The organism is Methanobrevibacter boviskoreani JH1, from assembly GCF_000320505.1.
In the GTDB taxonomy this organism is placed as follows: Archaea; Methanobacteriota; Methanobacteria; order Methanobacteriales; family Methanobacteriaceae; genus Methanarmilla; species Methanarmilla boviskoreani.
Genome location: NZ_BAGX02000016.1, coordinates 34069 through 57351, shown reverse-complemented (window position 1 = coordinate 57351; position 23283 = coordinate 34069). Strand labels below are relative to the sequence as shown.

Genomic DNA, 23283 nt, shown 5'->3' with positions numbered 1-23283 from the left:
AATACAGTTTTTATAAAATAAGATTTATAAACTTTTATAAAATGTTTATTTTTGTACATTTGATTTGATTTTTATTTTTAGGTGTCTTAATTGAATTTGTAAATTCTATAAGTTTTAAAATAAAATAAGGTCAAAACTAGTTTCTAATTAATTTATTTTAGTTTATGTTTATTTTTTTTTTTACATTGTTTTCATAATTTTTTCATTTAATGATTTTTCTATTAAATTAAGAAATTACATTATAAAAAAAGGATAAAAGTAGTATTTAGTAATTTTATTTGTTTTTTAGAGAATTTGTCCAAAGATTAAACTCCTTAATCTGTGGCGGTATACCTTCGTCATTATAGCTATCAAGGTAACCTTTTTCTGAAACTATATTCTCCTCTAATTGGGCGGTGTTTACAAAATCTATTATTCCTTTATTTCGGATAATTGAGTCTCTAGGTTTAAACGTTGAGGACCATATATAATAAACTTTAAAAACAGTATCTGGGTGATATCCTCCACCTAGATCTACTGATAAAACATCAGCACTCTGAGTAATCTTATATACTTCTTGAATTATGTCATGTAGGCGGACATCACCACTTATAAATTTAATATTTGAATACTCTTCCTGAAGTTTTTCCATTTTATTTATTGCCTCAGGACTATTGTCTAATGATATTAACTGTCCATCTTCTAAAATTTCAGCAATAATCTTAGAGCTTCCACCAACATGACAGCCTAATTCTATTACAGTATCGGTAGGTTTTAATATTTTCATAAGGGATTTTCTATATAATTTAATGTCATAGTTAAGTTTAATCATTATATCACAGATTATTAACTTTAATTGTTTTTTCTATCTTTATTCCATTACTATCAATTCAGCTTTTTACTTCTCTATTCTTATTCCGTTATTGTCAATATTCGCAATTGAATATTCTTTGCTTATTGAATCTGTATCTTTTGTAAAGCCGAATACCGTATTCCCAATCATTGCCATAGATGAACCTATACAAAATTCGTTAAATTCATCAATCATATCTTCAATTTCACTATTAAATAATCCGATATTTTTTGAGAATTCATAAGAACATCTAATAAAGTTTTCACTACCTATGTCTTTAACATATGCTTTCTGAGCTTTAATTCCCTCTTCATTTATCCTTTTTTCAAATTCCGGATTTGTTATAATTGAGGAAGTGTCTATTTTACTTAATGACTTATATACAACCTTATAATCAGATTTAATGTTGGTTGTTTTACCTATTCCTGGTGCACCAGGTCTTATTCTTAAAACAATTCCTTTTGACATCTGGGCTATCACATCACCAAGTCCGCAATTAAGGGATACCTCACTTAAATGTCCATATTGTCCCGCTTTAGTATAATCAATAGGTAACCTTAATGCCTCTTTAAGACCTAGTGATGTTCCAAGACAGGATGATGCTGAGGTTCCGAATCCACAGCCTATAGGTACTTGAATTTCGTGATTGATTTCAAGACCATTTACATCTATCTTATCTAAATATTCATTGATATCGTAATGTGAATTGATTAGGTCAATAGTTTTTCTACTGATGACCTCATGGTATTTGTCTTTTTTACCATTGATCTTTATATTAACTCCATCTTTGGAACTTTCTGTAATTATTGTTTTAACACCTTTATCAAGTAGTACACCACATCCAAGTGATCCTTTAATAAGCTTATTGCTTTTCGGATAAATTGAGAAGAAACCTGTAATATGTGATGGAACAAAAATTTCTACCATTAAAACCCCTTTAAAAATTTTTATTTATTTAATTAAAATATTAATTATTATATATTATTGTTTTAATATTATTAAATGTAAAGAAATTTGTTATATTGAAGAATAAAAATATTAAAGATGATAGATGAATTTTTTATGATTTATTTGAGGATTGAAAATGAATAATAAAAGAATTGATTTACATATGCATAGTTTATTCTCTGATGGAGAGTTATTACCTTCAGAAATTGCAAGAAGAGCATACGTATTAGGTCATGAAGCTATAGCTATTACTGATCATGTGGATTATTCAAACATTGAATACATATCAGAAATACAGGCTGCTATTGATGATATAAATAGCAATTGGGACATTAATGTTTTACTTGGCGCTGAAATTACTCATGTACCGCCTAGTTCAATTGAGCCATTAGCAGGTAAAGCACGTGATTCTGGAGCTAAAATAGTTGTAGTTCATGGTGAAACTTTATCCGAGCCTGTAATTGAAGGAACTAATTTGGCTGCAGTTTCATGTAAGGATGTTGATATTTTAGGACATCCTGGATTAATTAGTAAGGAAGAAGCAGAAATTGCAAAAGAAAATGATATAGCATTAGAGATTAGCTGTAGGGCAGGTCATTGTTTGGGAAATGGTCATGTAGCTCAAATAGCTCGTGAAGTAGGCAATGCTCTTGTAATTGATACGGATTCTCATGCTCCTGAGGATTTAGCTGACTTTAATACAGCTTATAAAATAGGTCTTGGTGCAGGATTAAGCAAAGAAGAAACTTTAAGGGCATTAGTTGATAATCCTAAACATATTATTGAAAAAAGAGTATAATAAACTATTTTATTTCCTTTTTAAACTTTTATTTTAAAGTATTATTATTTAACTAATAATTTTTTTTATAATAAATCTAATATTTAATTTTGAATCTTTTTTTTTAACTTCATTTTAAAAAATAGTCCTTTTGATTGTTTATTAATTTTTGAAGATATTTCTAGTTAGATTTTTATAAATCTCACATGTTTCTTTTTTAGATTTCTAATTGAAATCAGATTTTTAATAAAGACATTTAAAAAAAGAAAAGATAGAAGTTAAAACTTCTAAATTGATGAATATGTTGTGTATAATGGATAAGTATTCCAAATACCGAATCCATATGATTTGGTAGTTGTATCTGCTGTAATCCATATTGCATTATCTTTATCTAAGATTTGTGTCCATACATGTTCAGTTCCATAACAATATCTTGCAGGAATATCTATGGATCTACATAATGCAACAATTAAATGTGCTTGGTCTGTACAATTACCAGTTTTCTGTTTTAATGTTTCTAGTGCCCCATTGGAACTTAAATAGTTTTCGTATTTGATATTCTCTTTAACATATGAATAGATTGCATTTGCCTTTTCAACAGTTGTTTTCTTTCCTTTGGTTAATGACTGTGCAAGTTCTTTTATCATTGTATTATTTTTTTGACAGGTACCGGTCTCTATTAGGTAAGGGGAAATAGGTTCTCCTTCATATTTCGTATTTCCTTTATTATATGAAATAATAGTTAGGAAATTACTACATGCTGAAGGATAATAATGTGTATCTCCAAGATATTCTCCTGTAATATTGTAAATTCCCGGCTTTAACTTAATTTTTAGGGATACATATCCTTTTTCATTAGTTTTAACATTATATTGAACTGTGGATTTATATTGGTTAGTTAGGTTGTTTTTATCTGTATTGTATTTATTGACTAGTAATTTAACTGTTTGATTAATTAAGGAGTTGTTATTCTTGTCAGTAAGTTTTATCTGATGTGTTCTATCCTCATTATAAACCATGTAAATATTATTGGCAGATAATCTTGTTTCAGTTTTATTTGTAATTTTAATCTTGTTTTGAACACTTTCACTACTATAATAATCATTTCCAACAAATGTTGTATTAATATTATAGCTACCAGGTTTTAAATCAATTTTTATTCTGGCTTGCCCATCATTATCTGTCTGTTTTACATAGGTTCTTGAATTTATTGTAAATAATATTATTTGATTTTTTAAAGGATTATCAGTTTCATCTAATAATTTCACATCAAATATTTTTATATCACCATAATTATAGATAATATCTCTTGTTTTTAATTTGACTCTAACTTTATTGTTTGTTAGGTTTGAATTGTAGTAACTAATATAAGGATCTATTCCAATAGGTTTCGGAATATTCTTAGGTGGAACTGAGTTGTTTTCAGGGTATTCGGGATTAATGTCAATATAATTGTAATTAGTATTGGATATCAAATTACTATCGGAAGTAATATCCTCATCTGTGGTTGTGGTTAAATTGTTGGTTGTGATGTGTTTGCTAGATGTGATTAGAGTGGAATCATCGGAAATATTTTCATAATTAATATTATTATTAAGATATTTTAGATTACTCATATTTTCCTTGAGAAATGGTGGTAAATCGTTAACAGGTTCCGGATTATGAACTGGAATATCCTCTAAGTCAAATTCCTCCGGATGAATAGGATCTGTATATATTATTTCATGTTGTCCAAACTCGGAATAATTATTCTCATCATCATTATAACATTCACAATAGTTGGTTTTATCCATGATAATGTCATGATATTCAACAGATGCATTGCTTACATTGGCAACTATATTAGAATCATTATAATATGTTTGGCATGAATTATTAGCTGAAATTCCATTTAAACCAAGAAATATTATACTGATTAATACAAGAACCAAAATAAATTTGGTTTTGGTTTTAATCTTATTCACCTCTATAAATATGAATTTGTATAAAATTTTTTACATTTTTAATTAATTATATTTAAATTAAATATATATAATATTATTTATTTTATTAGGTTATTTATGTATAAAAAGGATTGATTTATATTTTTATTATTTCATATTTTTTTTAAAAAATAGTAGGTTTTTTAAATATGTTTATTATATTGATATGATTCATGTTTAATTTAAAAGTTAATTTGTAATCTTTCTAATTATTTTATATAAATTGGAGGGTGTATATCTTTTTTTAATTTTTTTTTAAATAGGTTAAATTTATTATGGATTTTTTTTAAAATAGTTTAATCACTGTGTTTAACTTTATATTCTAAAATAAGATCCTTTCCTAATTTATAATCCTTTTTAAGTTCTAATTTTGTTGAATCTTTCATATAATCGAAACCTTCACCATCAAACAATGTTTTTGAATTTTTACCTCCAACTATCATTGGTGCAATGCAAATTCTTACCTCGTCAATTAATCCTTCTTTCAGCATTGAGAAATTGAGTGTGGAACCGCCTTCTAACATTAATGTTTTAATTCCTTTTTTGTATAAATAATCCATTAATCTTTTAAGGTCTACATGTTCAGTTCCTGATGCATATATCTCTGCTTTTCTGCTAAGCTCTTTTACCTTATCTGTATTTTCATAATCTTTACTAATTGCAATAATACTTGGAGCCATATCATTAATTGTTCTACAATCAATAGGGGTTCTTCCACGACTGTCTACAATGATTCTTATAGGATTATCCTCTTTTTTTGCTTTGACTCTTCTTACAGTAAGTTTAGGGTTGTCTTGTAAAACAGTACCAATGCCTACCATGATTCCATCAACGTCACGTCTTAATTCGTGAACTCTAATTTTATCTTCATTACCTGATATTTCAGAAGATCCTGTTTTTGTGGCTATTTTCCCATCTAGGGTCATTGCTGCATTAAGTATCACATAAGGTTTCATTTAATCATCCTTAAAATTATTTTTTTTAATTCCTATAATAATATATATTATATATTATAATTATTTACTATTTTTTGAATATGGAATTGTTTCTAAATTAAGTTTTTCCTGTTTTTAAATTAGAGTCATGTTTTAATATTTAATTTTTGTTTTTCGGATTTTTATTAAAATATAAATTATTCAAGTCCTAATTATTTGAATATTTTTCCTTTCTACCTATTTTATTCAGATTTTAATTTTTTATATTTTTTAAGAAATACTTTAATTAAATTAAATTTTTATTTAATTTTTTCCTTTTTTAATAATATTTTATATAATTTTTTTAATATTTTTCTAAAAATATTAAAATAATGGTAAGTTTTAGGTATACCTAAACATTTATATATGAGTTAAACTTAATTATTATACAAGAAGTTTAGGTAAGACTAAATATTCTAAACTTTTTAGATTTAATTTCTTGTAAATTAAATTTTCAATTTAAATTAAAATTAATAAACCTAAATCATTTAAAATATTATTTTTGATTTTAATTTAGATTTTATAATATTTTTTAATAAAAATTGGAGAGATTTAAATGATAAAAACATTAGATCAATTAAAAACTGGTGAATCAGGTAAATTAGTTTCATATAACGAAGGCGGAGATACAGAACTTAAAAGACATTTAATGGGTATGGGATTTGTTAGAGGCTCCGAGATTACTCTTGAAAAGATTGCACCATTAGGTGATCCTTACGAATATAAGGTAAAAGGATATTCTGTCTGTCTTAGAAAAGAAGAGGCTAGAAATATAGAGGTTGAAATAGTAGAATAATTGGTTTTAGTTTTTTCATTTAAATTAGTTTAAATTAAAGGAGACTGTGTATGGAGAATATTAAAATTGGACTTGCAGGAAATCCTAACGTAGGAAAAACTACATTGTTCAATAATCTAACTGGACTCCATCAACATGTAGGTAATTGGCCAGGTAAAACTGTTGAACAAGCAGTAGGTCACTTCGAAGAAGATAACAAAAGATTTGAAGTTATTGATTTACCTGGTAATTATGCATTAAGTGCTCACTCTATTGAAGAAATTGTATCCAGAGATTTTATAGTTGATGAGGAATCTGATGCAATTATAAATATTGTAGATGCAGCAAACCTTGAACGTAACTTATATTTAACTGTTCAAATGATGGAACTTAATGCTAATATGGGTGTTTGTTTAAACATGAACAAAATCGCTCGTAAAAATGGAATTACTGTTGATGTTGATAAATTATCTGAATTATTAGGTGTTCCAGTTATTGAAATTGAAGCAAATAGTGATGTCGGACATAAAGATCTTCTTAAAATGATAGAAGATTTAAAAAATCATCCTATTAATAGTAAAGATAAACTTGTTTATGGTAATGAGTTAAAAGAACATCTTCAAGACTTGGTTAATGTAATCTCAAAAGATAAAAATCTCTTGGATGTTTCAGCATTTTGGACAGCAATTAAATTACTTGAAGATGATGAGATTGTAATAGATAAAGTTCAACAATCTTCAATGTCAAATCCAATATTTTTAGAAGTTAGGAAGGTTAAAGATCACCTTAAAGATATCTATGGAGTTTCTGCAGAAGAGGTTATTGCAGATGCTCGTTATGCTTATATTGATGGGTTAATAAATGAATGTGTTAAATTACCTGAAAACCGTCAATTAACATTATCTGAAAAAATCGATAAAGTTGTTACAAACAGGATTTTAGGTATACCTATCTTTTTAATTATCATGTGGGTTGTTTTCCAGGTAACATTTACCATTGGTGCCCCTTTCCAAGATTTATTAGATGCAGGTTTTTCAGCATTAGGTGATGCTGTTACCGCCGGTATTGGTGAAAACATGATATCATCACTTTTAGTAGATGGTGTTATCGGTGGAGTAGGAAGTGTTTTATCATTTGTACCTCAAATTATATTGCTTTTCTTATTACTTAGTTTCTTAGAAGATAGTGGTTATCTTGCAAGAGCTGCTTTTGTAATGGATAGAGTTATGCATAAGGTTTTAGGTCTTCATGGAAAGGCATTTATCCCAATGATTCTTGGTTTTGGTTGTGGAGTTCCAGGAATCATGGCAACACGTACTATGGAACATGAGGAAGATCGTTTAGTTTCCATGATGCTTATACCATTTATGTCTTGTACAGCAAGACTTCCAGTATATTTAATGTTCGTTGGAATATTCTTTGCATCAAACCAAGGTAATGTAATATTTTCACTTTATTTACTTGGTGTAATAGTTGCAATTATTGTAGCTGCAATACTTAAAAAATCATTATTTAAAGGAGTAAGTACTCCATTTGTAATGGAACTTCCATCATATAAATTACCTACACTTAGAGGAGTACTTATGCACACAGGTGAAAAAACCTGGGGATTCGTAAGAAAGGCTGGTACTATTATTTTAGCAGCAGCTATTATTGTATGGGTTTTAAGTTACTTCCCTGCAGGTGTAGACTACGGATCTCAAGGAAGTTTAATTGGTCAAATAGGAACTGTAATTGCACCAGTATTCAGTCCATTAGGATTTGGTCACTGGCAAGCAGCTGTAGCATTACTCTTTGGTATGGTTGCTAAAGAAGTTGTAGTTGCTACATTAACCTCTGTATTAGGTGGTAGTACTGCTGCACTTGCTACAATATTCACTCCATTAACTGCTTATGCATTTATGGTATTCGTATTATTATACATTCCATGTTTTGCAACTATCGGAACAATTAAACAAGAATCTAATGGATGGAGATGGCCATTAATAATGGTATGTGTAACATTAGTTACAGCATTTATTGTATCATTCTTAGTATTCCATGTCGGATTACTTTTAGGATTCCATTAGTAAATTAAAAGAAATCTTTATGATTTCTTTATTTTTTATTTTAGAGGTGATGAAATGAAATCAAGATCTTGCTTAAAAGGTATTAAAATACCTAAAGAAGAGAAAGAGGAATTAGAATCTCAGGATAATGGGAAGTAATATAAGTTGTGACATTAAAAAAATAAACTTCCTTTATCTTGAGTTATATTATATATTGTTATAATCATTATAGTTTTTAATAAAAATCTCTTGGAGGTGTCTATATGGAATGTAGGATGTGTGGATATGAATTTGATCCTAAGGAAGTAAAGGATGACTGTGATGAGTCTTCATGTTGTGGATGTGAAGAGTGTAACTATGTGGTATGTCCTAATTGTGGATATTCAAATTCATTAGATTATGATGTAGAAGAATTTAAATTTATTGTAGACATTAAAAGATTGATTAAAGAAAAATTGAAAGCATAAAAATTACTTTAATCAATCATTTATTTAGAAGGAGGAATTTATATGGAGGATCATGTAAGACCAGCATGTTGTCAGAAAAAGGTAGAAGTTGATGATGGTTCAAATAAATCAAAATTTAAAAAAGCATTATTAAAAGTTAAAAACTTCTTCTTTGGCTGTTGTAGATAATTATTTTTATTTTTTTATTAGTTTTTATTCATAATTTTCATTGATCTAATTAAGTGTCTCTTTATCTATTTTTAGTAGTTTTTTGTATTTTCTAATTTTATTTTGTTGTTGTTTTAATTGTTTTTTCTGGTTTTTTGTATATTTTAATTCTATTTTGTTGTTTTAGTTGTTGTATGCTATAATTTCATTTAATTTTATCTTGTTTTGTTTCTTTATTGACTTTAAAGTAATTTTGGCTATTTGTCATTACATTTATACTACTTTTATATATTGTATTATACTTTAGGGGTTATTTTTCTTGTTTTTTCTGTCTATTGATCCTTAGAAGAATTAAATCTATTTTTATTGATGTTTTGTTCTGTTTTTAATTATTTAGGTATGATAATTATTTTTTTTAAATATTTTATATTTTTATTGTATCTAAACTATTGAATTATTTATTTTAATCACTTTATTCCCTCTATTGCCTTCTAATAATGATTTTTTAAAATTATTTTATAGAATAATAATATTTTTTTATTAGTAATTTATTTTTTATAAAGTAAAATTTTATTATTTTTTAATTTTATTCTTTTATAAAAGTATAAATAGTATAATCATTATAAAAAATATTAGAAAAACTTTATAATTAAATTTTAAAATTGGGTTTTAAGATGATAAAACGAGATTTATATATACAGTCCTTGGATGATGTAAGGAATACTAAAACAATTAAGGTTTTAACTGGTGTTCGTCGTGTAGGAAAATCATGTATTTTATCATCTTATGTGGATAAATTGAAGGAAGATGGAATTAAAAGTGAGGATATAATCTTCTTGAATATGGATTTAATAAAATATTCTAATTTAAGGGATTATGAAAAGCTCCATGAATATGTAAGTAGTAGGATTAATGACGATTCAATGAATTATTTGTTCATTGATAATGTATCAAAAATAAAGGATTGGTGGCGTGCTGTAAATTCTTTGGCTATAGAATATCCTGATTCAATTGATTTTTATATATGTGGATTGGATATGAATGTTGAAGGGGATGATATCCGCAAACTCTTAAACGAGCCTGTAATTGAAATAAATATATTGCCGTTATCATTTAGGGAATATCTTCAGTTCGATAAGAAATATTGGGGTGATACTCAATCAATAGATGATAAGTTTAACGATTATCTTCATTATGGGGGATTGCCTGTAATATTTGAACATAAAAAATCAGATTTGATCTTTAATAATATTCTAAAGGGAATATATTCGACAATAGTTGTTAAGGATTTGCTTTCAAAAAACAAGATTAAAAACACTTTACTGCTTGAAGAAATATTTGATTTTGCAATAATTAATCAGGGAGAAAATATTTCCTCTAAAAAAATAGCCGATTATTTTAAAACTGAAGGTGTTAAAACAACACCAACTACAGTACTTGATTATTTAAAATATTTCGATAATTCCTATTTATTGTATTCCCTAAAAAGGTATAATCTTAAATGTAATGCATATCTTAGAACATTGGAAAAACATTATATTGTGGATTTGGGTATTAGAAATACTCTGATTGGTTTTGAAGATGAGCATTCCCAGGGTGTTCTTGAAAATTTGGTCTATTTTGAACTTTTAAGACGTGATTATAAGGTTAATATGGTGAAATATAATAGTCATAAAATAGATTTTCTGGGAGTAAGGCCAGATAGGAAGGTTTATTATCAAATCGTTAAGAATTTAAATGATGATGATCTATTAAACGAGAAATTAAAGGATTTGGAATCAATAAAGGATAATTATGAAAAGGTCATTATCTGTTTTGATAAAACTCATACAAAGAATATTAAAGGAATTAAAATTACAAACATTATTGATTTCTTGTTAAATGATGATGGATTTGCTAGTTTATAGGATGATTATTGTTTATTAGTTAAATTATGAAACTTGGTAAATTTGTATAGGATTGAGAGGGATTAAGATGTCAAATGATAAGGATAAATTAGATGAAGCTTTTCAGTTAGCATCCTCACTTTTTGAAAATCATCAATTTATAAGTTCTTTAGATATTTTTAAACAGTTACTTCTTGAAGACTACGAACTTGATTTGATTCTGCCATATATGATTAGAATATCATTAATCAACCATGATCTCTCATCAACATTGGATTATATTAATCTTTATCTGAGTGATAATCCTGAAGATATTGAGATTTTGTTTATGAAGGCTTCAATTCTTCTTAAATGCTATAAGTTTGAAGAAGCTTTAGATGTTGCAAATCATATATTAGAATTAGATGAGGACAATGACTCAGCTATTTCCATTAAAGTTTCTGCCCTTAAAATGTTAGGTCGTTTTGATGAGATTGAAGAATTAGGTGATTTTGATTTAGGAATTCTTGAAGATGGAGCATTATATGATAAGGATGAGGAAGAATTATTATATGATGCTTATAGGGATAATCCTTTAAACAATTCCTACAGTAACGACTCTTTTCAAATTAAGCAAAATATTCAAAACAATAAATTTTCAAACGAAACTAAAAACAGAAACACCTCTAAAGTGGAAGATAGTTTCACCAAGAAAAGTTTAGGTTTTATAACCGCAGATAATATTGAAACTGGTGATGGGGATAATAAGAAAGAATATAATCAAGGCAATGGTTTAGCTGGTGGAAATAGTATAAAATCTAATGAAGATTACAAAACCACTGAAGAGGAACTTAAAAAAGAGGGAATCAAAGAAGAGAATTTATTATTCACCACAGCAAATAATCTATCAAAATCTAAAAATGAAAATCACATCAAATCCAATAAAGAGGACAATTCCATTGATAGGGATATTAGTTTTATAAAAACTAACCACAATAAAAATATTGATAATGAAAATTTAATTAAAGCTCAAAATGATAAGGAGGATAATTCTAAATCAGATGCTTTATTAAATAATTTTATAAATTCTATAGATAAACAAATGTATTCTGATTATGAAATGGAGGATTTTAAGGATGATGATGGGGATGAATATCATTTATTTGATGATAATGATCCTTCAATAAACAAGGATAATGTATTTAATGAGATTTCCGATGATGAGATAGATGAGATATTAAACGAAAACGATGATTCTTATGTTAATGATGAAGTTAATCATGATTTAGTCAGTGAAAATGATGAGGATAATTTGTTTAATGATAAGGAATTAAACATTTTAGATGTTGATGATCTTGATGTGCCATTGCTTGGTGACGATTTTACTGGTTTGGATAATGGAAATTGTTCAGATAAAGATGATATTGATTTAGATGAAATCTTCGATTTTGATGATGACGGAAATTTAATAGATGAAGATAATGAGAATAAAACTTTAGATTTCTATGATATGGAAAATGATAATTCAAATGATGGTGATTCTCTTGATTATGGTGATAATATAGAAGATAGTGGTTCTGATTCTAATTATGGTGATTATGAGAGTAATGGGGTAGATGAGGATTATATTGAGTATGATGATATAAATGATGATGATTCTGACTTGGGTGTTGATGATTCTGTTGGTTATGGGGGTAATGTAGAGGATGGTGATTCTGGTTATAATAATGAAAATCAGGAAAATCATGATTATAAGGACAATAAATCTCATTATGGCAGGGATATTGATGATAAGGAACCAAATCATGATGAGAATAAAACTATGGTTTATAAAGAAACATATAATAAAAATAGACTAAAAGGTAGAAAATTCAGGATACATAGAAATATGCCATCTACTTTAGATTATTTCTTTAACTTTTCATCAAGTGGTAAATGATTCATATATAAAATTAATCATTATCTATAAATACTATTTTTATTAAATATTGTTTGTAAAAATTTTAATCAGTGTTTCTTGAGGAATGTTTATGCCAAGAATGGAAAAGTTTTTTAAAAATCCTAATGATTTCTATATAATGGAAGATTATGATACAACAGTTCAACATTATAATCAATTATTTTTAGATGCTGATTTTGACAGGGCAAATGATTTATATAATAAAAGCGAATATGATGCAGCTATTAGATTATATAAACAATTGCTTCAAAGGGATTATAATCCCTTAAAGGTATTTCCAAATTTAATAAATTCTTATTTATATAAACAGGATTTTGAAAAGGTTATTTACTATTTAAATAAGTATGCTACTTTAAAACCGATGGACAGAAAAAGTGTTGATGCATTACTTGAAAATATTTTAGTTGAACTTCCAAAACTATCTAAGAATCAATATTATTTATATATAAACAAGGCAGTTGTTCTTATTCAATTTAAACATTTTGATGATGCAATTAAATGTTTAGATAAAGCTATAAAATTAAATCCAGAGGATATTTATCCTGTTCAACTTAAAGCCATACTTCTTTTTGATAATGGGGATATGGAAAACTCTTTAAAATTATTCAATAAAATAATTAATATTAATGAAAGAAACTATGTTGGACTAAAATATTTAGGTTATATTTCCCTTGAAATGGACAATGTTAAAGAGGCTATTGGCTATTTTAAACAAGCATTATCAGTTAATAATAAAGATCCTGAAATATGGAGACAATATTACTTTGCAATCGCATATTCAGGAAATCTAAATAAGGCCCTTGAAGTTAATAATGACGGATTAAAAATATTTCCAGATAATGAAATCTTATGGTATGATAGATTTCAATTGTTTGATAGCATTGGTGATCGGGGTAATGCTAAGGATTGCTTAAAAAGAATTGAAGAGATTAATCCTGACTTGTTTAAAGAATAATTAATTTTTTTTTAAAAATTTAATATTTAACTCTTTTCTATTTATCTTTTAGATTTTATTTTTTTTTCATTGATTTAAGGGAATTTTATTTTTATAACTTAATAAAATAAGATTTTATAATTGTCTGTTTTTAATTTAAACATATATCCTATATATTTTTTCCAGATTAATTTAGAAACTTTTTTTAAGTAAATTAGTTATATTTCTATTTATAAAAATCAATTTTTATTAAGGACAATATTTATGTTAAATTTTAATGAGAATCTTCAAAAAGCAAGGAAATCATATGAAGATGGAGAATATGATAAAGCTTTAAATCAATTTATTAATCTTTATAATGAAGATTGTGATAAAACTCAGATTTTACCTTATATTATTTTTTCTTATTTATATCAAGGAGACTTTGTTGGTCTTGTTAAATATTTTGAGGAATATGCTAATTTGGATATTTCAGATGAGGAGATTAAAAATTTTTTAAACACATCCTTCTCAATATTTAACAGTCTAAATATAAATGAATTTAGTTTAAATGTTAATAAGGCTCAGTTTTTAATCAAATTTGAATATTTTAAACCGGCTTTAAAATATTTGGATAATGCTTTAGCCATAAAATCAAAGGATGTTTATGTCTTAAACCTAAAAGCATTCTCATTATATAATTTGGGTCATTTTGATGATTCTTTAAAATTATTCTCAAAAGTCACTCGTATTGATAACTTAAATTATGAGGCATGGAAATTTAAAGCCCAGATTTTATATGTTGATGATGAGGATGAAAAGGCAATGAAAGCCTTTCAAAAAGCATTATCAATTGACTGTTCAGATATATTTGTATGGAGAGAATTTATATCCAGTTGTGTATTCTCAGGACATTTACGTAAAGCTATTAAAGAGTGTAATAATGCTTTAAAGATATTTCCAAATGATCTGGATCTACTTTTAGATAAGTTTGACATTTATATGCATGATGAGAATTTTAAACAGGCAAAGATTGTTGCTGATACTGTAGCCAGGGAATATCCCAATATAATTGACCAATATTTGGCAGGTGAAAATGATAAGTTAAATGATGATTTAATCAGTTTTGTTCTTGAAGGTAAACCATATAATGATGGAGATTATATTTTTGAAAGTAATTTCTTTGATGATTTAGATGATGTCGGGGAGGATGATTTTGATTTGGATTTTGATGATTTGGATTTAAATCAAATTTTCTTTGACTTTTTAAAATCTGCATTCATTAAGTCTGGAGACAATACTCCAATATTTTCAAAAGAGGGTAAGGAAATTAATATAAATATGAATGACATAATTAATCTATTCCTATTTGATGATACGATATTAAATAAAGAAGATAAGAATAATCTGTTGAATATACTATCTAAGGATAATGATCTTGAAGTACTTGACGGGAACAATCAAAAGATAGATGACTATATACATGAATATGAAAAAAACCTTCAAAATTTACTTGAAAATCTGGATGAAAACTCAGAGGAATTTGAGGAGATATTTAAGATCAAAACAATCTTTGATGATTGTAACTTCAATATTAAAGATGATTTAAAGAGGATTATATTTAAAGCCACGGTTCTATTTCAATATAAAAAATATCTGAATGCATACGCTTATCTATCTGAGGCAGATAAGATCGCTCCTAAAAACATTTATATTATACTTTTAAAATCTGCAATTCTTTTCTATCGGGGGAAATATGAGGATAGCCTAAGATATGCAAATATGGCTTTGATTATTGATAAATATAATTACTTTGGATGGGTTTTTAAGGCATTTAACCATATTTATCTGGAGGATATGTTTAATGCATTACAATCATTTAATGTGGCTTTATCAATAGATAATAAGGAAAAATCTTTATGGAGGATGTATTATCTATCAGTAATGTATATTGGCAACATGGATTTGGCTATCAAATTAAATCATAAAGCTTTGGAGATATTTCCAGATGATTCTCAACTATGGTCTGATAGATCATTAATAATTAAAAACTTTGATAAAGATAATGATGATTTAAAAGATGATAAAGTATTAGATATTGATTTTAACTCTAAAAAGGATGCTATAGGTGAAGATATTAATCTAAGTCCTCAGGACTATATTGATTATGATTATTTTGATAATTTGGTAAATATAATCTTCAATAAATTCACTGTTAAAACTAGTTAAATCTGATTTAACTGTTTAATGTCATTTCATTTCATTTATTTTTTTATAAAATACTTTAATTACTCTTTTTGAATATTATCGTAATGATTTGATGGATTTTAATCTAAATTACTTCTATAATTTTTTTTATTTATTTTCATGTTTCAATATTGATGGTAAAATTATTTATTTAATTATAAACTTATTCTAATAAGGTAATAAATTTTTTAAATTTGTATTTTTTCAATTTTTATTTTAGATAAATTATATTAAAGGTAGGGCAAATATGGTAGATTTAAAAGAAGATTTCAATAAAGCTAATGATTTATTAACTGAAGGTAAATTAGACGAATCTTTAAAAATATTTCAGGATTTATATGATAAGGATTATGAAAAAACAGATGTATTATATAATATGATTAATATTTACCTTCAAAAACAGGATTTTAGAAATGCTGGAAAACACTGTGATTTATATCTTCAGATTAATCCTGATGATTTACAGATATTGTCTATTAAATGTTCCTGTTTAATAAATATCAAAAAGTATAATGACGGTCTTGATTTAACGGATAAAATGTTGGACTTGGATCCAACAAATGTACAGGCTTATTTAATGAAACTATCTATATATGAATCATTAAATCAGGTAGATGAAGGAACTCAATTAATTGAAAATCTTAAAAATAATGATAGGGATACCTTCAGCCAATTGGAAACTATTTGTAATGCAATGTTTAATGAAGAGGACAATCCTATTAATCATTTTTCAAATAATGATTTAAAATTGAGTAATAATGAGGTTAATTCATTCTTATATGATTTGATTCGATATGATGATGAAAATGATGAGATTAAATCTATTTTAAACATGGTTTCAAGTGATATAACAAATAATAATTTGGATATGGGACTTTCAGCTTTGGATGAGATTCTATATAAATATCCTAATAATATTCCTTCCTTATTATTTAAGTCAGCTATTTTAGTTAATTTAAATAACTATGATGATGCTTTAGAAAATGTTAATAAAGTTCTAGCTTTAACTAAAACCGATCCGTCTGTATGGGGTATGAGAGGAATTGTTCAGCTTGATTTAAAAAACTATAATAATGCTCAAAGATCATTTAAAAAGGCAATTGATTTAGATGATTCCATTGTGGAATTCTGGAGATATTATGCATATTCAATGATTTATTCTAATAAATTTGATAAAGTTTTAGAAATAAATGAAAAGGCATTAAAGCTATTTCCAGATAATGAAGATTTAAAAGAGGATCATGAAAAAATCTTAGATGAACTTGAAAAAATAGATATGGATTCATTTAACAAGGAGAATATGGTATTCATGTAAAATATTTTATTTTACCTATTAAATAAATATTATACTATTTTATTTTATTTAAAAATTAAAATACATTATTTATCTTGGATGTTTCTTGGAAATAAAAATAAATATTCTATAAACGTTTTTTATTTGAGTATTCTATTAAGATATTTCCATTTATTCGTTTTTAGAAAAACTTCGTTTGAAGTAAAATTTTTAATTTTTAAACTTCTTAAAAATTTTATATAAATAAAATTTTAAATTTTAAAAGTATATTATTGAATAATTATAAAAATATAATAAACCTATCATGGGGATATTATGTCTGATTTCGAGGAAGAGTTAAGTAAAGCAAAAGAGTTTTATTCTAATATGGAATTCCATTCTGCTTTGGATATTTATAAAAAGCTTTATAATGAGAATCCAAATAATATAACTGTTATTAACAATTTAGTTTCAACTTATATTAAAATTTTTGATTATAATCAAGCTATTAAATATGCTAATATCTATTTGGATATAAATCCGAATAATATAAATGTTTTGTTCTCAAAAACCGTGGCTTTGATTAATCTCAAACGTTTTGATGAGGCTTTGGAGGCAATTGATAGAGTTATACATATTGCACCTTTGGATTTAAATGCTTATACATTTAAATATAAGATATTGAATGCTTTGAATATGGAAGAGGAAAAAAGGGTTTTCTTTAGAGATTTAAAAAACTTCAGTCCACGTACTTTTACACGTTTGATGATTGTTTTAGGTTTTCTTAAGGAACAAGGTGATGATATTACTTTAAGGGAATTTGATAATATGTCTGAGGCTAAGATAAATAAAATGTCTAAAGAAATTGTAAATGATTTTTCCTTTTTATATGAGGATATCAAGAATCCTTTTGTGGAATATAGACAGAATTTATTTATCACAATTCTTGAAAACCTTGCCTGCAAAAATCCTAATCTTCAGGAAATTCTTGATTTAATGGTTGATGATGACTATGAAGGCGCATTAGATGAGGTTAATCATCAGATTACAGTTAGTTTTGATGATGATGAGTGTATAAATGAGGATATGGACTTAAATAAAGATAGTGTATACTGTAAAAAGAATAAAAATTTACTTATTTTTAAATCAGTAATATTATTCAATTTAAATGATGAGAAAGATGCGTTTAATATAATAAATAATCTTTTGGATATTGATAACAGTTCATTTGAGATTTTATCTATACGGGCTATAATACAAGCTAGTCTTGGAAATTATAATAATGCTTCCAGATCTTTTAAAAAAGCTTTAAATATAAATGATGAGAATCTTGATTTATGGGTATTATATATTTACTCACTTGTATTGAATGATAATTTGGATAAGGCAATTGAAGAAAATGAGCATGCATTAGAATCAATACCTGATAGCGATATTTTAAAAGCTAATCTTGAAAATATTAAAAATGATATGGAAAATGATGAGGTATCTGATTAAAGTATTAAACATTTGACAAATTTTAAATAAACACATTTTTAGAAGGTAAAGTTTTATGGAAATTTTATTAGAAAAATACCATCACGCTAATTCATTGTTAAAGAAGGGAAAGATAGATAAAGCTGTAAATATTTATCTGGAATTATTGGATAAAGATTTTAGAAAAAAAGAGGTTTTAGAGAAATTAGTATGGTTATATTTTGAAAACTATGATTTTGATAATGCTGAGAAATATATTGATTTATATTTGGAGGAAAATCCTATAAGTGTTGATGTTTTATCTGCTAAAGTTTGTATTTTATTTAAAAACAAGGAATTTTCAGAAGCTTTAACAATATGTAATAAGATGATTGAAATAGATTCAGAATCCCAGATTGCATATTCATTTAAATTATCCCTTCTTGAGGTATTGGGAAGAAATTCTGAAAGGGAAAGAATTATTAACTTCTTAAAAAAGGATAAACCTGAAATATATAAGAATATTAATTATTTTGATGGTAATCAGAAGAAATTGGATAATAATAATTCCAATTTACAGGATTTCTATAATGGTGTTGAAAGCCAAATTGAAACGTCCGATGATAGAATTAAAGAGTTTTTTAATAGGAAATATCTTGAGATTACAAGGGATAGTGAGGATTTAACCCTCTATAATTTTTTAATTTCTGATAAAAATGAAACAGATAATAAGGAATTTAATGCGTTGCTTAAGAATTCACAGAAATATTTCGATGAGGGCAATTTTCCAAAATCATTAGAATATATTAGCTGGGCATTGGAATTTTATCCAAACAATATAGAGGCATTACTTTTTAAAGCATTAATCTATATTAATGTTGGAGATTTTGATAAGGCTTTAACCACTGTCGATTCAATTCTCGAGTTAAATAGGAGAAATGTATCCAGTTTACTACTTAAGGGATTAATATATATCTATACTAAACAGTATAATAGGGCACAGATTATCTTTAAACAATTATTGAATGATCATGATAATGATGTTACTTTATGGCGTTTCTATTATATGTCCGTTGCAATAACTGGTGACTATTTAAGGGCATTACAAATTAACTATGATGCTATATCCAAATTCCAGGATAATAAATCTTTATGGAAGGATTATCACTATTTTGAAACTAAAGTTGATAAGATTGAAAAACAGAATTTAAGAGAATCCTTTGATAAAAGCTATAAAAAGGGTTCCAATTTTAAAAATTCAACCTTAGACGATTTTTTTTAGTTTAATCCTATTATTTTTATTCTTATTCTTATTCTTGAAAAGTGGTAGTTGATATTATTAAAAGATTAAAAAAATAAAAGATTAAAAGATTTTATTTCTTTGGTTTAATAGTTGCTAACCCTATTGAAGATAAATTTAATAATAACATTATCTGTCTGGATAGAATTTACCTCTTTTTTTTTTAAAACTTACTTGTATTATTAGACTTGATTCTTTCTTTGATATTTTAGAGAGAATTTCTATTAAGTTTTTTTTTAAATAGATTAAGATGAACTAAAGAAATTTAATATGCTTTTTTTAAAACATAAGAAAATACTTTATATGATAAATATTATAATATTAATAAATTGTAGTTTAATTTAATCATTAATAATTTGGAGTATTGTATTTATGCCTAATCTAGATAATATTTTTAATCAAAACTCTTCAGGTAGTGAGGAGACTGTTGAAAATAATACTCGGGATAATAAAGATTATTCAAATGAAAATATTGATGATTATGTCTTAAATTTACAAACCGATTTGAAATTGAAAAATAAGATCTATTACATTTTTAAGGAATTGGAAGAAGAGTATGATGATGAATTTGATTTAAATATTGAAAAATCCAAGGTTTTTGCAGATATTGAAAAATATGAAGAGGCTATAGTTTATTTAGACAATGCTTTAAAAATTAAAAGTGATAAAAAAATCCTGTTTTTAAAAGCCAGATATTTGCATGAACTTAAAAATGATGAAGAATCTTTAAAAATTGTTAATATGATTTTAGATAAAGATCCTGATTGTTATGATGCTTTAAAATTAAAAGTTTCCCTTTTATGTTCACTTAAAAAATATGATGAATCTGAGATAATATTTAACAAAGCAACTTCAATCAATCCTGAGGATATGGATATTTGGCAATTGTATGCTGATGAGTTTGATGCAATATCAGACTATGATAAGGCATTAGAGATAAATAGTAATGCATTAGATTTGTTTCCAGATAATCTGGATTTGTTATATGACAGACGTTATTATTTAATAAACAACGATGCCGATGAATCTACAATTAATCAATTAAACAATAAAATAAATAATCAAGAGCCAGACCTTCCGGAAGATTATGGTTTAAGTTCAACTATTATCTTATCAGATATGGATGATGATAAGGATAATGTGCCAATTACAGAACTTGAGGATAATCAGAACCAATCATTGGATGACTTTATTGTAAGTGGTCCTAAACACTTGGAGGACAGTGATAGCGAAAGTTCTGATGATAATGATATTTTCGATATAGATTCTGAGGATAAACATTTTGATGATGAGGAAAATGTAGATAATCTGGATTATGATGCTGAAGCTGAAGAAGATTCAAATGATGAACATATTGATTATAAAACTAAAACTAAAGAAGTAACATTAGATAGTTTTTTTAATTAGATAACTATCCTTATATTTTTTTTAAATTTTAATAGGACTTCTATAATTTCTAACTGTTTTTAAAATTTTATTGAATAAGTTTATTAGTTATAAATATAATATTATATTTAATATTTTAATGAGCTATTTTTTTAATTTCTAACTTTTTTTAAAATTTTATTAAATAAGTTTATTAATCATAAATATAATATTATATCAAATACAATTTTAATCTTAACAAATCAATTATTATCTTTTAATTTTTAATTTTTATTTGATTATATGAGTAATGGAGGCAATATTATGTCTAGTCTAGATGAAAAATTTGAAAAAGCATATGATAATTATGAAAATCACCAAATCGATGAAGCTTTAAAATTATTTGAAGAATTGTTTGAAGAGGAATATGATTTGGAGAAAATCATTCCACCAATGATTGATTTATATCTTGCAACAGATGATTTAGAAAAGGGAGAGGAATGTGTAGATATATTGCTTAAAGACGATTCTGAGAATTTGGAAGCATTATCTATTAAATCTTATATTTTAACCCATATGGAAAAATTTGAAGATGCATTAGAGTATGCAGAAAAAATCATAGAACTTGATCCAAATGTTGAGGAGGGATACCTCCTTAAGATATCTATTTATCATCTTCAAAATAGGACTGAGGATATAAATAATTATGTGGATGAACTTGTTGAGGAAAGACCTGAAGTAATTGATGGAATTAAAGAATTTACAGGTTTAGGTCCTGAAGATTTAAAAACAGGTATTGTTCCGGAATTTGATGATGAGGTTGAGGAACACGACCATAGTGAATGTGACCATGACCATCATCACCATCATCATGATGACGAATGTGAACATTATGATGAACACCATGGTCCAAACAGTGATGATGATTATGAATGTGAGCATCCCGAACTTCATGAACACGACCATGCCCATGACCATCAAGAGCCTATGGATGAGGAAACAATAAATAACATGCTTAAAGAAATCTATGAAGAGGTTGATGCAAATACTGATGATGAAGTGGAACGTAATCTCTATAAAGCAAATGGTGCAGCACAATTTTCAAGATTTGAAGAATCATTAGATTTTATTGATGAAGCTTTAAAAATTGATGATAAAAACATGGATGCACTTCTTTTAAAGTCTGCCATATTATTCAATCTTACAAAATTTGATGAGGCATTAACTACTATTGATAATGTAATTGAATTATATCCGGATAATACCGATGCATTAACTTTTAAAGGATTTGTTTATCTTAATTTAGGTGATTTTAAAGAGGCGGAAAATTCATTTAAAGCAGCTTTGGATTTAGATGATGATGACTTTGAAGTATGGAGGCAATATTCATTTGCGGTTGCATCCGGTGGAGACATGAATAGGGCAATTGGTATTAATCAGAAGGCCCTTAAAAAATTCCCAGAAGAGTCTGATCTATGGTATGATAGATATAACTTCCTAAACCAAATTGACTCTAAAGCTAAAGCTCAGGAGGCTTTGGATAAATGTTTAGAATTAAATCCTAATCAATTAGATTATCAGGGAAACCCTGTATCCAGTGATAATTCTGATGAAACTGAGGAAGAATCAGATTTTGGTGATTTTGGTGATAATGATCAATTTGATTTAAACAATATGGATTTAAACAATGTAAATCCTGAAGATATTGAATTATCTCCAGAAGAAGAAAGATTATTTACATTATTATCTGAAAATGGCTATGATTCACAGAAAGCTACAAATTTAGTTTTATCTTCTTATCAAGAGGTAATGTCTCAGAATTTAAATGTTTCCGATGAAGAAGAGCTATTTAAAAAAGTAGTGGATCTTGTTGAAAAGAAGATTCATAATGGTGATATCTAGATAAAAAGATTATCTTCTTTTTATAAGATTCTTATTTTTTTATTTTTAAAGG

The 23283-nt window shown here is 26.2% G+C and carries 18 protein-coding genes; 14 read left to right on the top strand and 4 right to left on the bottom strand.

What is annotated here, in order from left to right; translation table 11 throughout:
* Nucleotides 1-274: 274 nt before the first annotated feature.
* A complete protein-coding gene (locus tag ON24_RS03705) occupies nucleotides 275-811 on the bottom strand; it encodes a CmcI family methyltransferase (RefSeq protein WP_040682003.1) in 537 nt (178 codons plus the stop codon).
* Nucleotides 812-877: 66 nt separating this feature from the next.
* Entirely contained in the window at nucleotides 878-1759 is an 882-nt protein-coding gene (locus ON24_RS03700) for a pantoate kinase (protein ID WP_040682002.1), read from the bottom strand.
* 157 nt (nucleotides 1760-1916) lie between these two features.
* Here ON24_RS03700 and ON24_RS03695 point away from each other — a divergent pair, with 157 nt between their 5' ends.
* Entirely contained in the window at nucleotides 1917-2579 is a 663-nt protein-coding gene (locus ON24_RS03695; RefSeq protein ID WP_040682001.1) for a histidinol phosphate phosphatase domain-containing protein, read from the top strand.
* Between the two features lie 266 nt (nucleotides 2580-2845).
* Here ON24_RS03695 and ON24_RS03690 read toward each other — a convergent pair whose 3' ends face one another.
* Entirely contained in the window at nucleotides 2846-4522 is a 1677-nt protein-coding gene (locus ON24_RS03690) for a transglutaminase domain-containing protein (protein WP_152411885.1), read from the bottom strand.
* Nucleotides 4523-4836: 314 nt separating this feature from the next.
* Entirely contained in the window at nucleotides 4837-5496 is a 660-nt protein-coding gene (locus tag ON24_RS03685) for a 2,5-diamino-6-(ribosylamino)-4(3H)-pyrimidinone 5'-phosphate reductase (protein WP_040681999.1), read from the bottom strand.
* Between the two features lie 574 nt (nucleotides 5497-6070).
* Here ON24_RS03685 and ON24_RS03680 point away from each other — a divergent pair.
* The 13 genes from ON24_RS03680 to ON24_RS03625 all read left to right on the top strand — a co-directional run bounded on the left by ON24_RS03680 (nucleotide 6071) and on the right by ON24_RS03625 (nucleotide 23231).
* Complete coding sequence (locus ON24_RS03680; RefSeq protein ID WP_040681998.1) at nucleotides 6071-6310, top strand: FeoA family protein; 240 nt, start codon at nucleotides 6071-6073, stop codon at nucleotides 6308-6310.
* A gap of 50 nt (nucleotides 6311-6360) precedes the next feature.
* Complete coding sequence (gene feoB, locus ON24_RS03675; protein ID WP_040681997.1) at nucleotides 6361-8358, top strand: ferrous iron transport protein B; 1998 nt, start codon at nucleotides 6361-6363, stop codon at nucleotides 8356-8358.
* 242 nt (nucleotides 8359-8600) lie between these two features.
* A complete protein-coding gene (locus tag ON24_RS03670; protein WP_040681996.1) occupies nucleotides 8601-8804 on the top strand; it encodes a hypothetical protein in 204 nt (67 codons plus the stop codon).
* Between the two features lie 42 nt (nucleotides 8805-8846).
* Nucleotides 8847-8972 carry a hypothetical protein gene (locus ON24_RS09490; protein WP_016358261.1) on the top strand — a complete coding sequence of 42 codons (126 nt, stop codon included), beginning with the start codon at nucleotides 8847-8849 and terminating at the stop codon, nucleotides 8970-8972.
* 653 nt (nucleotides 8973-9625) lie between these two features.
* Complete coding sequence (locus ON24_RS03665) at nucleotides 9626-10858, top strand: ATP-binding protein (RefSeq protein WP_040681995.1); 1233 nt, start codon at nucleotides 9626-9628, stop codon at nucleotides 10856-10858.
* 67 nt (nucleotides 10859-10925) lie between these two features.
* Nucleotides 10926-12755: a hypothetical protein gene (locus ON24_RS03660; RefSeq protein ID WP_040681994.1), complete on the top strand. Its 1830-nt coding sequence runs from the start codon at nucleotides 10926-10928 to the stop codon at nucleotides 12753-12755.
* A 91-nt stretch (nucleotides 12756-12846) separates the two neighbouring features.
* A complete protein-coding gene (locus ON24_RS03655; protein WP_040681993.1) occupies nucleotides 12847-13731 on the top strand; it encodes a tetratricopeptide repeat protein in 885 nt (294 codons plus the stop codon).
* A 243-nt stretch (nucleotides 13732-13974) separates the two neighbouring features.
* Nucleotides 13975-15918: a tetratricopeptide repeat protein gene (locus ON24_RS03650; protein WP_040681992.1), complete on the top strand. Its 1944-nt coding sequence runs from the start codon at nucleotides 13975-13977 to the stop codon at nucleotides 15916-15918.
* 265 nt (nucleotides 15919-16183) lie between these two features.
* Entirely contained in the window at nucleotides 16184-17251 is a 1068-nt protein-coding gene (locus ON24_RS03645) for a tetratricopeptide repeat protein (RefSeq protein ID WP_040681991.1), read from the top strand.
* 294 nt (nucleotides 17252-17545) lie between these two features.
* A complete protein-coding gene (locus ON24_RS03640) occupies nucleotides 17546-18706 on the top strand; it encodes a tetratricopeptide repeat protein (RefSeq protein WP_040681990.1) in 1161 nt (386 codons plus the stop codon).
* Nucleotides 18707-18761: 55 nt separating this feature from the next.
* Nucleotides 18762-19946, top strand: a complete 1185-nt coding sequence (locus ON24_RS03635) for a tetratricopeptide repeat protein (RefSeq protein ID WP_016358268.1) — start codon at nucleotides 18762-18764, stop codon at nucleotides 19944-19946.
* Nucleotides 19947-20336: 390 nt separating this feature from the next.
* Nucleotides 20337-21371: a tetratricopeptide repeat protein gene (locus tag ON24_RS03630; RefSeq protein WP_040681989.1), complete on the top strand. Its 1035-nt coding sequence runs from the start codon at nucleotides 20337-20339 to the stop codon at nucleotides 21369-21371.
* 282 nt (nucleotides 21372-21653) lie between these two features.
* Nucleotides 21654-23231: a tetratricopeptide repeat protein gene (locus ON24_RS03625; RefSeq protein ID WP_040681988.1), complete on the top strand. Its 1578-nt coding sequence runs from the start codon at nucleotides 21654-21656 to the stop codon at nucleotides 23229-23231.
* Nucleotides 23232-23283: the final 52 nt, after the last annotated feature.

Bases quoted from the DNA above. Each gene is read 5' to 3' on its own strand.
- ON24_RS03705 (WP_040682003.1), bottom strand. From the start codon at position 811: ATGATTAAACTTAACTATGACATTAAATTATATAGAAAATCCCTTATG.
- ON24_RS03700 (WP_040682002.1), bottom strand. From the start codon at position 1,759: ATGGTAGAAATTTTTGTTCCATCACATATTACAGGTTTCTTCTCAATT.
- ON24_RS03695 (WP_040682001.1), top strand. From the start codon at position 1,917: ATGAATAATAAAAGAATTGATTTACATATGCATAGTTTATTCTCTGAT.
- ON24_RS03685 (WP_040681999.1), bottom strand. From the start codon at position 5,496: ATGAAACCTTATGTGATACTTAATGCAGCAATGACCCTAGATGGGAAA.
- ON24_RS03680 (WP_040681998.1), top strand. From the start codon at position 6,071: ATGATAAAAACATTAGATCAATTAAAAACTGGTGAATCAGGTAAATTA.
- feoB (WP_040681997.1), top strand. From the start codon at position 6,361: ATGGAGAATATTAAAATTGGACTTGCAGGAAATCCTAACGTAGGAAAA.
- ON24_RS03670 (WP_040681996.1), top strand. From the start codon at position 8,601: ATGGAATGTAGGATGTGTGGATATGAATTTGATCCTAAGGAAGTAAAG.
- ON24_RS09490 (WP_016358261.1), top strand. From the start codon at position 8,847: ATGGAGGATCATGTAAGACCAGCATGTTGTCAGAAAAAGGTAGAAGTT.
- ON24_RS03665 (WP_040681995.1), top strand. From the start codon at position 9,626: ATGATAAAACGAGATTTATATATACAGTCCTTGGATGATGTAAGGAAT.
- ON24_RS03660 (WP_040681994.1), top strand. From the start codon at position 10,926: ATGTCAAATGATAAGGATAAATTAGATGAAGCTTTTCAGTTAGCATCC.
- ON24_RS03655 (WP_040681993.1), top strand. From the start codon at position 12,847: ATGCCAAGAATGGAAAAGTTTTTTAAAAATCCTAATGATTTCTATATA.
- ON24_RS03650 (WP_040681992.1), top strand. From the start codon at position 13,975: ATGTTAAATTTTAATGAGAATCTTCAAAAAGCAAGGAAATCATATGAA.
- ON24_RS03645 (WP_040681991.1), top strand. From the start codon at position 16,184: ATGGTAGATTTAAAAGAAGATTTCAATAAAGCTAATGATTTATTAACT.
- ON24_RS03640 (WP_040681990.1), top strand. From the start codon at position 17,546: ATGTCTGATTTCGAGGAAGAGTTAAGTAAAGCAAAAGAGTTTTATTCT.
- ON24_RS03635 (WP_016358268.1), top strand. From the start codon at position 18,762: ATGGAAATTTTATTAGAAAAATACCATCACGCTAATTCATTGTTAAAG.
- ON24_RS03630 (WP_040681989.1), top strand. From the start codon at position 20,337: ATGCCTAATCTAGATAATATTTTTAATCAAAACTCTTCAGGTAGTGAG.
- ON24_RS03625 (WP_040681988.1), top strand. From the start codon at position 21,654: ATGTCTAGTCTAGATGAAAAATTTGAAAAAGCATATGATAATTATGAA.